At 61.7% G+C, this 13,792-nt stretch carries 14 protein-coding genes; 10 read left to right on the plus strand and 4 right to left on the minus strand.

The features are described 5' to 3' along the window. Positions 1–11 precede the first annotated feature (11 nt). Positions 12–683, plus strand: coding sequence for a response regulator (locus tag U873_RS0108820; RefSeq protein ID WP_025127898.1), 672 nt, complete (start codon positions 12–14; stop codon positions 681–683). Then, entirely contained in the window at positions 676–2,061 is a 1,386-nt protein-coding gene (locus tag U873_RS0108825) for a sensor histidine kinase (RefSeq protein WP_025127899.1), read from the plus strand. The genes U873_RS0108820 and U873_RS0108825 overlap by 8 nt, the downstream gene beginning before the upstream one ends. Before the next feature lie 4 nt (positions 2,062–2,065). Here the strand turns inward: U873_RS0108825 and U873_RS0108830 are convergent, their stop codons facing one another. Further along, positions 2,066–2,887 carry an HDOD domain-containing protein gene (locus U873_RS0108830; RefSeq protein WP_025127900.1) on the minus strand — a complete coding sequence of 274 codons (822 nt, stop codon included), beginning with the start codon at positions 2,885–2,887 and terminating at the stop codon, positions 2,066–2,068. Between the two features lie 37 nt (positions 2,888–2,924). Continuing rightward, positions 2,925–3,866, minus strand: coding sequence for a folate-binding protein YgfZ (locus tag U873_RS0108835; protein ID WP_025127901.1), 942 nt, complete (start codon positions 3,864–3,866; stop codon positions 2,925–2,927). A 148-nt stretch (positions 3,867–4,014) separates the two neighbouring features. Between U873_RS0108835 and U873_RS0108840 the strand changes: the two genes are divergently transcribed. Together U873_RS0108840 and U873_RS0108845 are read left to right on the plus strand one after the other, a co-directional pair. After that, positions 4,015–4,269, plus strand: coding sequence for a succinate dehydrogenase assembly factor 2 (locus U873_RS0108840; RefSeq protein ID WP_025127902.1), 255 nt, complete (start codon positions 4,015–4,017; stop codon positions 4,267–4,269). Further along, complete coding sequence (locus tag U873_RS0108845; protein ID WP_025127903.1) at positions 4,253–4,705, plus strand: protein YgfX; 453 nt, start codon at positions 4,253–4,255, stop codon at positions 4,703–4,705. Before U873_RS0108840 ends, U873_RS0108845 begins: the two co-directional genes overlap by 17 nt. On the opposite strand, the gene nadB is transcribed toward U873_RS0108845, so the two are convergent. Then, positions 4,674–6,290, minus strand: coding sequence for an L-aspartate oxidase (gene nadB, locus U873_RS0108850; protein ID WP_025127904.1), 1,617 nt, complete (start codon positions 6,288–6,290; stop codon positions 4,674–4,676). The two genes, U873_RS0108845 and nadB, sit on opposite strands and share 32 nt — an antisense overlap. A 570-nt stretch (positions 6,291–6,860) precedes the next feature. Here nadB and rpoE point away from each other — a divergent pair. From rpoE to U873_RS0108870, 4 genes are all read left to right on the plus strand, one after another. Further along, on the plus strand, positions 6,861–7,442 hold the full coding sequence (rpoE, locus tag U873_RS0108855; RefSeq protein WP_007930230.1) for an RNA polymerase sigma factor RpoE: 582 nt from the start codon (positions 6,861–6,863) through the stop codon (positions 7,440–7,442). A 31-nt stretch (positions 7,443–7,473) separates the two neighbouring features. After that, entirely contained in the window at positions 7,474–8,061 is a 588-nt protein-coding gene (locus tag U873_RS0108860; RefSeq protein WP_025127905.1) for a sigma-E factor negative regulatory protein, read from the plus strand. A gap of 8 nt (positions 8,062–8,069) precedes the next feature. Then, positions 8,070–9,026, plus strand: coding sequence for a MucB/RseB C-terminal domain-containing protein (locus tag U873_RS0108865; RefSeq protein WP_025127906.1), 957 nt, complete (start codon positions 8,070–8,072; stop codon positions 9,024–9,026). Positions 9,027–9,249: 223 nt separating this feature from the next. Further along, positions 9,250–10,680, plus strand: coding sequence for a DegQ family serine endoprotease (locus tag U873_RS0108870; RefSeq protein ID WP_025127907.1), 1,431 nt, complete (start codon positions 9,250–9,252; stop codon positions 10,678–10,680). A 78-nt stretch (positions 10,681–10,758) separates the two neighbouring features. On the opposite strand, the gene U873_RS0108875 is transcribed toward U873_RS0108870, so the two are convergent. Then, positions 10,759–12,192, minus strand: coding sequence for a M48 family metalloprotease (locus tag U873_RS0108875; RefSeq protein WP_025127908.1), 1,434 nt, complete (start codon positions 12,190–12,192; stop codon positions 10,759–10,761). 232 nt (positions 12,193–12,424) lie between these two features. On the opposite strand from U873_RS0108875, the gene U873_RS0108880 reads away from it, so the two are divergent. Together U873_RS0108880 and U873_RS0108885 are read left to right on the plus strand one after the other, a co-directional pair. Next, positions 12,425–12,664 (plus strand): sulfurtransferase TusA family protein, encoded by a 240-nt coding sequence (locus U873_RS0108880; RefSeq protein ID WP_025127909.1) that lies wholly within the window; start codon positions 12,425–12,427, stop codon positions 12,662–12,664. 40 nt (positions 12,665–12,704) lie between these two features. After that, complete coding sequence (locus U873_RS0108885) at positions 12,705–13,775, plus strand: AI-2E family transporter (protein ID WP_025127910.1); 1,071 nt, start codon at positions 12,705–12,707, stop codon at positions 13,773–13,775. Positions 13,776–13,792 lie beyond the last annotated feature (17 nt).

The following is a 13,792-nucleotide window of genomic DNA, read 5'->3' on the forward strand; positions in this document are numbered from 1 at the left end:
GGTAATCATCCATGCGAGTCCTGCTCGTTGAAGACCATCTGCAACTGGCCGAAAGTGTCGCCCAGGCGCTCAAGAGTACCGGCCTGACCGTGGATGTGCTGCACGATGGCGTGGCCGCCGACCTGGCCCTGGGCAGCGAGGAGTACGCGGTGGTGATCCTCGATGTGGGCCTGCCGCGCATGGACGGTTTCGAGGTGCTGGCGCGGTTGCGGGCCCGGGGCAAGAACCTGCCGGTATTGATGCTCACGGCCCGCAGCGATGTGAAGGACCGGGTCCATGGGCTCAACCTGGGGGCCGACGATTATCTGGCCAAGCCTTTCGAACTCACCGAGCTGGAAGCCCGGGTCAAGGCCCTGCTGCGCCGCAGCGTGCTGGGGGGCGAGCGTCAGCAGCGCTGCGGGGTGCTGGCCTATGACCTGGACACCCGGCGCTTCACCCTGGGTGAGGAATTGCTGACCCTGACTTCCCGCGAGCAGGCGGTGCTCGAAGCGCTGATCGCCCGCCCGGGGCGGGTCATGAGCAAGGAGCAACTGGCCTCTCAGGTCTTCGGTCTGGACGAGGAGGCCAGCCCGGACGCTATCGAGATCTACGTGCACCGCCTGCGCAAGAAGCTCGATGGCCACGCGGTGGTCATCGTCACCTTCCGTGGCCTGGGCTACCTGCTGGAAAGCCGCGATGCATAAGCCCAGCAGCCTGCGTTGGCGGTTGCTGTGGAACCTGGCGCTGTTGCTGGTGGTGCTGATGCTGGCCAGCGGCTTGAGTGCCTACTGGAATGGCCGGGAGGCCGCCGATACCGCCTACGACCGGACCCTGCTGGCCTCGGCGCGGACCATCGCCGCCGGCCTGTCCCAGCGCGACGGCAGCCTCAGCGCCAATGTGCCCTACGTGGCCCTGGATACCTTCGCCTACGACAGTGCCGGGCGCATCTACTACCAGGTCAACGACATTCACCAGCACCTGATCTCCGGTTACGAGAACCTGCCGGGGCCGCCGCCCGGTACCCCCCGCACCGATGACTATCCGGCGCTGGCGCGCTTCTACGACGCCACCTACCAGGGCCAGAACGTGCGGGTGGTGAGCCTGCTCAAGGCGGTCAGCGAGCCGAACATGAACGGCATGGCGGAAATCCGCGTGGCCGAGACCGACGAAGCACGGGTTGCCATGGCCCGCAGCCTGATGGCCGATACCTTGCTGCGCCTGGGCATGCTGGCGATCGGTGCCTTGCTCTTGGTGTGGTTCGCGGTGAGCGCCGCCTTGCGTCCCCTGGAACGATTGCGCGGCGCGGTGGAAGAGCGTCAGCCCGATGACCTGCGGGCCCTGCCACTGGTTTCAGTGCAGCGGGAGTTGTGGCCGCTGGTGCGGGCCCTGAATCATTTCACCGAGCGGCTGCGAGGGCAGTTCGAGCGCCAGGCGCAATTCATTGCCGATGCGGCCCATGAGTTGCGCACGCCCCTGGCGGCACTCAAGGCACGCCTGGAACTGGGGCTGCGCTCGAGCGAGCCCGAGACCTGGCGCTCGACCCTGGAGAGCGCGGCCCAGGGCACCGACCGCCTGACTCACCTGGCCAATCAGTTGCTGTCTCTGGCGCGGGTGGAAAACGGTGCCCGAGCCATTGCCGAGGGCGGTGCGCAGTTGCTCGACCTCAGTCAACTGGCCCGCGAGCTGGGCATGGCCATGGCGCCCCTGGCCCATGCCCGGGGCGTGGCCCTGGCTCTGGAGGCTGACGAGCCGGTGTGGCTCAAGGGTGAGCCGACCCTGCTCAACGAGTTGCTGAGCAACCTGGTGGACAACGCCCTGGCCCATACACCGCCGGGCGGCAACGTCGTGCTGCGGGTTTCACCCCCGGGAGTGCTGGAAGTCGAGGATGACGGGCCGGGGATTCCCCTGGAGGATCGCGACCGAGTGTTCGAGCGTTTTTACCGACGCAACCAGCAGGTCGCGGGATCGGGGCTGGGCTTGGCGATTGTCGGCGAGATCTGTCGTGCACACCTGGCGCCGATCAGTCTGCATGACGGCGAGCCGTCGGGATTGAAGGTGCGGGTGAGTTTTATCGCCGACTAGGGCATCAATAGAGCATTGAGCGCGATTCCAGGAGATCGCCGCACATGGCCTGGTTGTCCGGATCGATCCCCAGTTTCTTGAAGGCCGGTACGCTGAAGGCGTCGATTCGCGACAGTGGATGCTCGGTGTCTTTGTGGCAATACAGGGTCGCCACCTGGACCAGGTCGACGTAGTCGATGGCTGTGCACTGACGGTTGAAGTTCAGGTACTGCCCGGGAATCTCCACCAGTTGCTCGGGGAATTCCCAGACCCGCAACAGCTTGTCACCCAGCAAGGGGTGGATCCGCTCGATCACATGATTGAGGCTGACCGGGTCGGAGAGCAGTTCATAGTGGTCTTCGGCGTAGGTAAGGATCGGCAGCACGCCAATCTGGTGCACCAGGCCGCCAAGCGCTGCCTGGTCAGGCTTGAGCTGGGTGTAGCTGCGGCACAGGGCATAGCTGACCCCGGCCACCTCCAGGCTATGGCGCCAGACGTCGCGCATCTTCTGCTCCACCACCTCGGAGCGGGCGTTGAAGATCTGCTCCATCACCAGGCCGATGGCCAGGTTGCTGCTGTAGTTGACCCCCAGGCGAGTGATGGCGGTGTGCAGGTCGGTGACTTCCTGGGCGGCCCGCAGCAACGGGCTGTTGACCACCTTGATCAACCGCGCCGAGAGTGCGGTGTCGCGGCCGATCACTTTGCTCAGGGTGCTGACGCTGATTTCCGGGTCTTCGGCGGCCTGGCGAATCTGCATGGCCACCTCCGGTAGGGTCGGCAGGACCAGGTCATCGTTGTCGATGGCCTCCACCAAATCCCGTTGGACCTTTTCCGCCAGCTCAGTCATTTCAGTTCTCTAGGGTGTGGCAAAAATGAGCCAGTGATCAGCGCTGGATCTCGCGGTCGCGGTCCAGTTGGTACGGCAGGTCCAGCAATTGCAGGCCGGGCCCTTCAAGTGCACCAAGGTGCAGGTTGCCGCCTTCCACGGCCTCGGCCTGGAGCACGGCCAGCAGTTCGATCTGTTGCGGTGCTTGGGCAGCCAGCACCACTTCGCCAATGCCGCTGTTGTGGGTCGGAGAAAACAGCGGGGTGCCGGGGGCCGGCAGTTCGCCCGCAGGCAAGGCCAGGCGGTACAGGCGGCGCTTGAGTTTGCCCAGGTACTGCATGCGCGCGACGATTTCCTGGCCGGTGTAGCAGCCTTTCTTGAAGCTGACGCCGCCCACGGCCTGCAGGTTGAGCATTTGCGGGATGAACAGTTCGCGGGTCTGCGGCATGACCTGGCCCAGGCCCGCGCGGATCTGGCCCAGCAGCCATTGGTTCAGATCGCCTTGGGGCAGTTGCGCGGCCAGTTGCTGGCGCAGGCTGTCGGCCCGGTCTGCCGGGACCCAGAGCTCAGCGCGCTCGTTGGAGACGCGTACGGCAATCAAGCCGGCGGCGCGGACCACGGCGCCGTCTTCCTCGGGCAATCCAAGGCCCAGGGCGTCCAGCACGGCCTGCCCGTTGGTGAGGCCGAAGCGGGCCCATTGGGGGCTTTCGTCGCTGAGCTTGGCCTTGGAAAACACCGCGTACTTCTTCAGGTCCGCCAGTTGCGTCTCGATCAGTTCGCTGGCCATGGCCAGCAGGCAGCCGTCGCCGTCCAGAACAATGCGGAAGCTCGATTGCATGCGGCCTTTCTGGTTGCAGCGGGCCCCCAGGCTGGATTGCGTGTCGCTGAGGTAATTGAGGTTGCAGGTCAACTGGCCCTGAAGGAACTTGCTGGCATCAGGGCCGCGGACGGCGAGTACGCCTTCGTGGGACAGGGGGCAGAAAAAAGCGGAGTCAGCCATGGTTCATCGCAGGGTAAAAAGTCTGAGGCACATCATAAGGGGGCGCCCCTGAAATGGATAGTTCACAAAGGTGGGGCGGGGCCGACCAAAGCCGACTGTTCTCGTGCCCCCCGGGCTGTATACTTGCGCTCTATTTGAGGAGGGCCCCATGGTTGAAGATGTTGAACTGAATCGCCTCTACTGGCACAGCCGTCGCGGCATGCTTGAGCTGGACGTCTTGCTGGTACCGTTCGTCCGAGAGGTGTACGCCCATCTCAACGAGACTGATCGCGAGTGCTATCGCAAGCTGCTGGAGTGCGAGGATCAGGACATGTTCGGATGGTTCATGGAGCGCAATGAATCCGAGGACCCTGAACTGCAACGCATGGTTCGCATGATTCTGGACCGTGTCCAACCCAAGTAGGCTGTTCGAGTGCCGCTGGCGTGCTTCACGGCAATTGCTGGCGGCCTACCTCCTGGCTCAGGCATTCGCCCTGGGCGCCGTTTCCCTGTTGGAAATCCCTCTTTTCGCCAAGGTCCTGGGGATTTTTCTGTGCTTGGCTCACGCTGGTTGGGTGCTGCCCCGCCAGGTTCTGCTGACCCATCCCCGGGCGTTCACTCGTTTGCGGTATTCGGCGGATGGCTGGCAATTGTGGAACCCGGCCCAGGGCTGGCAGGCGGTGCAACTGCGGCCCGACAGCCTGGCGCTGCCGTTGATTGTGGTCCTGCGCTATCGCCTGGCGGGTGAGCGCTGGGTCCGTTCCCTCTGCGTGCCGCGGGATGCGCAGGCGGCCGACGAGCATCGGCGCCTGCGGGTGCGCCTCAAGTTCAGCCGGCGTAGGTGGGTGGCTGAAGGATAGTGTCCCGGGCTTCGAGCAACTGATGCGGGTAGTCGAGGGTGTAGTGCAGGCCGCGGCTTTCCTTGCGTTCCATGGCCGAGAGGATCATCAGTTCGGCGACCTGGGCCAGGTTGCGCAGTTCGATCAGGTCCCGGCTGACCTTGTAGTTACTGTAGAACTCGTCGATCTCGTCCAGTAGCAGGCGCACCCGGTGCTGGGCTCGTTGCAGGCGCTTGTTGGTGCGCACGATGCCCACGTAGTCCCACATGAATCGCCGCAATTCGTCCCAGTTGTGCGCAATGATCACGTCTTCATCGGAGTCGGTGACCTGGCTGGCATCCCAGGCGGGCAGGGCGATGGGGATCGATACCTGGGGCAGTTGTCGAAGAATGTCGGCCGCTGCCGAGCGAGCGTACACGAAACACTCCAGCAGCGAGTTGCTGGCCATGCGATTGGCCCCGTGCAGGCCGGTGAAGCTGGTTTCACCGATGGCGTACAGGCCGGGGACGTCGGTGCGGCCCTGTTGGTCGACCATCACTCCGCCACAGGTGTAGTGAGCTGCCGGCACTACCGGGATGGGCTGCTTGGTGATGTCGATGGAGAATTCCAGGCAGCGTTCATAGACGGTCGGGAAGTGAGTCTTGATGAAGGCTTCGGGCTTGTGGCTGATGTCCAGGTAGACGCAATCGATGCCCAGGCGCTTCATCTCGTGGTCTATGGCCCTGGCCACGATATCCCGAGGGGCCAGTTCGGCGCGAGGGTCGAAGCGTGGCATGAAGCGCTCGCCATTGGGCAGCTTCAGGTGGGCGCCTTCTCCGCGCAGGGCCTCGGTGATCAGGAAGCTCTTGGCCAGGGGGTGATACAGGCAGGTGGGGTGAAACTGGTTGAATTCCAGGTTGGCCACCCGGCAGCCCGAACGCCATGCCATGGCGATGCCATCGCCGCAGGCGCTGTCGGGGTTGCTGGTATAGAGGTAGACCTTGGCCGCGCCGCCGGAGGCGAGGATCACGAAGCGCGCGCCGAAGGTATCGACTTCGCCGGTGCCGCGGTTGAGCACGTAGGCGCCCAGGCAGCGGTCGCCTTCCAGTCCCAGGCGCTTCTCGGTGATCAGATCGACGGCGACCCGTTGTTCCAGCAACTCGATATTGGGATGTTGCCTGGCTTGAGCGAGCAAGGTCTTGAAAATGGCGGCGCCGGTGGCATCAGCGGCATGGATGATTCGCCGGTGGCTGTGGCCGCCTTCACGGGTCAGGTGGAACTCGAAGCCGTTGTCGTCGCTGCCGGCATCGTCGTCGCGGGTAAAGGGCACGCCCTGGTCGATCAGCCACTGGATGGCCTCCCGGCTGTGCTCGACAGTGAAGCGCACGGCATCTTCATGGCACAGGCCGCCGCCGGCATTGAGGGTGTCATCGACGTGGGATTCGACAGTGTCGGTATCATCCAGTACAGCAGCGACTCCGCCCTGGGCCCGGTAGGTCGAGCCATTGGCGAGGTCGCCTTTGCTCAGGACGGCAATACGCAGGTGGCTGGGCAGGGTCAGGGCCAGGCTCAAGCCGGCGGCACCGCTGCCAATCACCAGGACATCGTGTTGAAACTGTTGGCTCATTTGAAGGATTCCGCTCAAAGCGACCCAGGACGGGGTTGGCGCAAGACGCCTGAATCGGCAAGTCAAAGCAGCCACACAGCCCACTAGTATATAGAGGGGGGGATCGGCACAATAGTCGCGCCTTCACGGCATTGTGCGACTTTGCTGAGCAAAAGCGTTGCACTCGATCAGCCTGATATGCGGACCAGCTATTGCCCGAATCGGCTATTGGCGAGTGCTGATCCAGGGAACAGGGCTGTTTTTCTCTTTATCGTTACACAATCTTCGTTCTGCACAGCTATAAAGATTGGGAACTTTTGCAGAGGCCCAAAGCTCAATAGAAGGTTGCCTGAAAGAAGGGACAGCGTCGGTTCTATCCAAGGTTTGCGATGTGTTCCTTGTGACAGGAAGCGGCGACAGGATTATTCGCGCAGCCGGCTTTGCCCGCGCTGCGTTTTTCGTGCGTGCCGGATCAGAGCCCGCAGGAAACTTGCTTGGAGGGGGAGAACTTTTGCGAAAAGCCCGAGTCTATGTTTGCAAGCCTGATCGATTAGTGATGCAAGCCTCCTCCGAGCTTATCGAGGAGAGTTCATGCTAACCCAGGAAGAGGATCAGCAGCTGGTCGAGCGCGTTCAGCGTGGCGACAAGCGAGCGTTCGATCTGCTCGTGCTGAAATACCAGCACAAAATTCTCGGGTTGATCGTGCGTTTCGTGCACGACACCCATGAAGCCCAGGATGTCGCACAAGAAGCCTTTATCAAGGCTTACCGTGCACTAGGAAACTTTCGTGGTGACAGCGCGTTTTATACGTGGCTGTACCGTATCGCCATCAACACGGCGAAAAACTATCTGGTTTCACGCGGCCGTAGGCCGCCGGATAGTGATGTCAGTTCCGAGGATGCAGAGTTCTATGACGGCGATCATGGCCTGAAGGATCTCGAATCACCGGAACGTGCATTGCTGCGGGATGAGATCGAAGGCACCGTCCATCGAACCATCCAGCAACTGCCGGAAGATTTGCGTACAGCTTTAACTTTACGTGAATTCGATGGTCTGAGTTACGAGGACATTGCCAGCGTCATGCAGTGTCCGGTGGGTACCGTGCGCTCCCGGATTTTCCGCGCTCGGGAGGCCATCGATAAAGCCCTGCAGCCGTTGTTGCAGGAAACCTGAGACAGCGGCGACAGCCAAGAGAGGAACCGCCATGAGTCGTGAAGCCCTGCAGGAATCGCTGTCCGCGGTGATGGATAACGAAGCGGACGAACTGGAATTGCGTCGGGTATTGAATGCCATCGACGAAGTGGAAACCCGTGAGACCTGGGCCCGTTATCAAATCGCCCGGGCAGCCATGCACAAGGACTTGCTGCTTCCACGTCTGGACATTGCCGCTGCCGTTTCTGCAGCTCTGGCTGATGAAGCCGTGCCGGCCAAGGCCTCCCGCGGACCATGGCGCAGCCTGGGTCGTCTGGCGGTCGCTGCCTCGGTGACCGTTGCGGTGCTGGCCGGTGTTCGCCTGTACAACCAGGACGAAATCGCCGGTGTCGAACTGGCCCAGCAGGCCGGTCAGCCAACCCTGGCTACCCCACAAGTGAAAGGCCCAGCTGTATTGGCCGGCTACAATGAAAGCTCGGAAGCCACCGGCCCCATGGCCAATGGCGTACTGCAAGGGCAGCCAGGCTGGCATGACCAGCGTCTGCCGAGCTATCTGCGCCAGCATGCCCAGCAGGCTGCACTCAAAGGCACTGAAAGCGCTCTGCCTTATGCCCGTGCGGCAAGCCTGGAAAACCGCTAAGGAGGATCATGCGCGCCATACCTCTACTAACGCTTCTGCTCAGTGGCTGGTTTGTGGTTCCAGCCCATGCCGACGAAGCCCAGGACTGGTTGCAGCGTCTTGGGCAAGCGGAACAGCAGCAAAGCTTTCAGGGCACCTTCGTTTACGAGCGTAACGGTAGTTTTTCTACCCACAACATCTGGCACCGAGTCCAGGATGGCAAGGTCCGCGAGCGGTTGGTCCAGCTCGATGGCTCCGCTCAGGAAGTAGTGCGTGTCGATGGTCGTACCCAATGCGTCAGCGGCATGCTGGTGGCAGGCTTGGGGGACACTCCCGACTCTGCGGCGCGTTCGTTGGACCCGCAAAAACTCAAGAACTGGTACGACCTTGCCGTTATCGGCAAGTCGCGCGTGGCCGGCCGCCAGGCGGTAATCGTTTCGGTCACGCCCCGCGACCAGCATCGCTACGGTTTTGAATTGCACTTGGACCGGGAAACCGGCCTGCCGCTCAAGTCCTTGCTGTTGAACGACAAGGGGCAGTTGCTGGAGCGCTTCCAGTTCACTCGCCTGGACACCGCGGATGTGCCTGAGGACGCCGAGTTGCGCCCCAGTGCCGACTGCAAGCCGGTCACCCTGGACAGTGATAAGGCCTCGGCGGTCAAGACTGCGCAGAGCTGGCACTCCGACTGGTTGCCCCCGGGCTTCGAGTTGACCAGCAGCAGCGCACGCAAAGACCCGGAAACCAAGACTCTGGTCAACAGTCTGCTGTACGACGATGGGCTGGCGCGTTTCTCGGTGTTCCTCGAACCGCTCAATGGCGCGACAGTCACCGATACCCGGACTCAGCTCGGGCCAACCGTTGCCGTGTCGCGCCGCTTGACCACGCCTGATGGCGAGATGATGGTCACCGTGGTCGGGGAAATTCCCATTGGCACTGCTGAGCGTATTGCCCTGTCGATGCGTTCCGATGCCAACGCCAAGCAATGAGGCTTCATGGGTTGTGTAAGAGGTCAGTCATGGCTGCTCCACAATTGAGAAGATGAAATGTTTGGTGAGCAATTTCATTTGCAAAATCCCCAAAGTTTTTTTATAGGTCAGAACCCCTTGGTTCTGGCCTTATTTGTCGTTCCTGGCGCAAAAGTACCGCCCCTGTCTGGGTGGTGCCCCTTGCTCCATATCGCTTAATCACGCTCGTCGTAACGGGAGCCGTATGTCGATACCACGCTTGAAGTCTTACTTCACCATTCTTGCCACCGTGCTGGTGCTGGGTCAGGCCGTGTCTGCCCAGGCAGCCGAGTTGCCTGATTTCACGCAACTGGTCGAGCAGGCCTCGCCTGCAGTGGTGAACATCAGTACCACCCAGAAACTGCCTGATCGCCGGGTTTCCAATTCGGCGCAGATGCCTGATCTCGAAGGCCTGCCGCCAATGTTGCGGGAGTTTTTTGAGCGCGGTATGCCACAGCAGCGTTCTCCGCGCGGCGATCGCCAACGTGAAGCGCAATCCTTGGGTTCGGGATTCATCATCTCCCCGGATGGCTACATCCTGACCAACAACCACGTGATTGCCGATGCCGACGAAATTCTCGTGCGTCTGGCTGATCGCAGCGAATTGAAGGCCAAGCTGATCGGCACCGACTCTCGTTCCGACGTGGCGCTGTTGAAGATCGACGGAAAAGACCTGCCGGTGCTGAAACTGGGCAAGTCCCAGGACCTCAAGGCCGGCCAATGGGTGGTGGCAATCGGTTCGCCGTTTGGCTTCGACCACACAGTGACCCAGGGTATCGTCAGCGCCATCGGTCGCAGCCTGCCGAACGAAAACTATGTGCCGTTCATCCAGACCGACGTGCCGATCAACCCGGGCAACTCCGGAGGTCCGCTGTTCAACCTGGCAGGTGAAGTGGTGGGGATCAACTCCCAGATCTACACCCGTTCCGGTGGCTTCATGGGGGTGTCCTTCGCGATCCCGATCGATGTGGCCATGGATGTTTCCAACCAGCTCAAGACCGGCGGCAAGGTCAGCCGTGGCTGGCTGGGTGTGGTGATTCAGGAGGTCAACAAGGACCTGGCTGAATCCTTCGGCCTGGAAAAACCGGCGGGTGCGCTGGTGGCGCAGATCCAGGATGACGGCCCGGCAGCCAAGGGCGGCCTGCAAGTGGGGGACGTGATTCTCAGCCTCAACGGCCAGCCTATCGTCATGTCGGCAGACCTGCCGCATCTGGTAGGGGCACTCAAGGCCGGTGCCAAGGCCAACCTGGAGGTGATCCGCGACGGCAAGCACAAGAATGTCGAGCTGACTGTCGGTGCGATCCCCGAAGAAGACAAGGACCTGAGCATGCTGCCCAAGTCCGGCGTCGAGCGCAGCAGCAATCGCCTTGGCGTAGCTGTGGTTGAACTCACCGACGAGCAGAAGAAGTCTTTCGACCTCAAGGGCGGCGTGGTCATCAAGGAAGTCCAGGACGGTCCTGCGGCATTGATCGGCTTGCAGCCGGGCGACGTGATCACCCACCTGAACAACCAGGCGATCACCTCGGCGAAGGAATTTACCGAAATCGCCAAAGCGCTGCCGAAGAACCGTTCGGTGTCCATGCGCGTCCTGCGTCAGGGCCGAGCCAGCTTCATCACCTTCAAGCTGGCGGAGTAATCCGCCAGGCGAAAGGTTCGCCCCAATGAAAAAGCCCGCCTCGTGAGAGGCGGGCTTTTTTGTGGGCTCGACATCACTTCACCGCATCATGTCCTTGACCATCTGCTCCTGATCCATCATCTCGCGCTGGCGAGCATCGATCCGAGACGACAGGGGGAAGTTGCTGCCGGCCCGCCGCTTGGCGAAGTCCAGTTGCTGGATCGCCTGGCGGTAGTCGCCCACCAGGGCGAAGTATTCGGCGCGAGCCTGATGCAGGCCGATGATGTTGCCCGACAGGCCGCGGGTTTCCGCTACCAGGTACCAGACGTCCGGATCATCGGGGCGACTTTTCAGCAGGCCTTCCAGGGCCTTTTCCGCATCTGCCGGGCGGTTCTGCTTGAGCAGCAGGTCAACCCGGATCTGATTCAAGGGGTAGTTGGCCGGGTACAGGCTGAGCATCCTGTCGACTCGGGTTTGAGCGTCCGGCAGGCGGCTGTTGGCCATGTCCAGTTCGATCTGGGCCAGGTTGTAGGTGATCTCGTTGGGGGATTTGGCCAGTAGAGGCTTGAGGTTCTCTCGGGCCTCGTTCCATTGGCTGCCCTTGATCTGAGCGATGGCCAGGCCGTAGCGGGCAATGTCGTTCTTCGGGTTTTCATCGAGCTGCGCGCGAAAGCGCTTGGCGGCCAGGCCTGGAGAATCTTCGTAGGTCAGTTGCACGCGAGCGCGGATCAGTTGATAGCGCAGGCTGTCTTCGATGCCGCCAATCTTGGCCTGCTCCGCACGGTTGCGGGTGTCGGCGATCCGTGACTCGGTAACCGGGTGAGTCAGGAGGAATTCCGGTGGCTTGGCATCGAAGCGGTATTGGCGTCCCAAACGTTCGAACATGGTGGGCATCGAGCGCGGATCGTAGCCAGCTTTCTCCAGGTTGAGGATGCCGATGCGGTCGGCTTCCTGCTCGTTCTGGCGGGAGAAACGCCGCTGTTCCTGGATGGCCGCCGCCTGGGTGCCGGCAATGGTGGCGATGCCTGCATCACCGGCGCCGGCAGCAGCGATCACGATCCCGGCCAGCAGTGCTGCCATCATGGGCACCTGCATCCGCTGCTGGGCTTCGACACCGCGAGCAAAGTGGCGCTGGGACAAGTGCGCCAGTTCGTGGGCCAGCACCGAGGCATATTCGCCCTCAGTCTGGGCATTGAGGAACAGCCCGCCGTTGACCCCGATGATCCCACCCGGGGCCGCGAAGGCGTTGAGTTGCGGACTGTTGATCAGGATGAACTCCAGGCGCCGGTCATTGACCTGGCTGGTCTCCACCAGTTTGTAGACGCTGGTTTCGACGTAGTCCTTGAGTTGCGGGTCATTGAGCTGCGAGACCTGGCTGCGCAGCAGCGCCAGCCAGGCACGGCCCAGTTGGTATTCCTGTTGAGGAGAGACGATGGCTGAACTGGCATCACCGAGTGACGGCAAGTCGTCGGCGAAGCCCGGTGAGGCGAGCAGGCAAGCGAGCGTCAGCAGGGTCGGGCGCAATAAATTCATGCACATAGCCTTAATCGACAAAGGCTCTACTGTAGCTGGACACCTGGCCGGGGACCAGATAAAGCCAGTGAAAACTCTAAGGATAAAAAGTGCTTTTGAGTAAATTCCGGCGTCTACCTGATTGTGGCTTCGGCAGGGCGCAGCAGTGCTCTGGTGCCGAGCTTCTTTATTGCCGGCGGTCCTGGCTTGCAGGGTATTCTAGACGCCTTGAATTGATGATCGGAGTCACCCAATGACCGATGTTGTCGCCCATGATGCCGAGCTGGACGCCAGCGGCCTAAACTGCCCGCTGCCGCTGCTCAAGGCCAAGATGGAACTCAATCGCCTGGCCAGTGGCGCGGTACTCAAGGTCACTGCCACCGATGCCGGTTCCCAGCGCGACTTTCGCACTTTCGCCCGGTTGGCCGGTCATACCCTGCTGCGTGAAGAGGACGAGGCCGGGGTTTATCGTTACTGGTTGAAAAAGGCCTGACATCGGCAGCCCTGCTGGCTCCCCATCTTAAGGATCATTGATGTTCAAAGTGCTACGCGACTGGATACAACGTTACTTCTCGGATGAGGAGGCGGTGGTGCTGGCGGTCTTGCTGTTCCTGGCCTTCACCGCCGTACTGACCTTGGGCGGCATGCTCGCTCCGGTGCTCGCGGGCATGGTTCTGGCTTACCTGATGCAGGGGCTGGTGGTCAGCCTGGAGCGCCTGCGCCTGCCCGGAGGGGCGGCGGTAGGGCTGGTGTTTGCCCTGTTCATGGGGCTGTTGCTGGTGTTCATCCTGGTGGTGGTGCCGTTGCTCTGGCATCAGTTGATCACGCTGTTCAACGAATTGCCGGGCATGCTCGCCAAATGGCAATCGTTGCTGCTGCTGTTGCCCGAGCGCTATCCACACCTGGTGTCCGACGAGCAGGTCTTGCAGGCCATCGAAGTGGCTCGCGGCGAAATCGGCAAGTTCGGGCAATGGGCTCTGACCTTCTCCCTCTCCAGCCTGCCGTTGCTGGTGAACATCATGATCTACCTGGTGCTGGTACCGATCCTGGTGTTCTTCTTCCTCAAGGACCGAGCCATGATCAGCCGCTGGGTCATCGGCTATCTGCCACGCGAGCGTACGCTGATTACTCGGGTCGCCCATGAGATGAACCGGCAGATCGCCAATTACATCCGCGGCAAGGTCATCGAGATCGTCATCTGTGGCGGGGTTACCTACATCGCCTTCGTTGCTCTGGGCTTGAACTACGCGGCCTTGCTGGCGTTGCTGGTGGGGATTTCGGTGGTGGTGCCCTATGTCGGCGCGGTGGTGGTAACGGTGCCGGTGGCGCTGATTGCTCTGTTCCAGTGGGGTTGGAGCGACCAGTTCATCTACCTGATGGCGGTCTACGGGATCATCCAGACCCTGGATGGCAACGTGCTGGTGCCGTTGTTGTTCTCCGGTGCGGTGAACCTGCACCCGGTGGCGATCATCTGTGCGGTGCTGCTGTTTGGCGGGCTGTGGGGCTTCTGGGGGATATTCTTTGCGATTCCCCTGGCTACCCTGTTCAAGGCGGTGCTGGATGCCTGGCCCAGGAAGGACCCGGTGGTGGCACCTCTACTCTAGATACGCGGGGCGGCTGA

Origin of the sequence: Pseudomonas sp. PH1b, assembly GCF_000633395.1 — a bacterium.
Lineage (GTDB): Bacteria > Pseudomonadota > Gammaproteobacteria > Pseudomonadales > Pseudomonadaceae > Aquipseudomonas.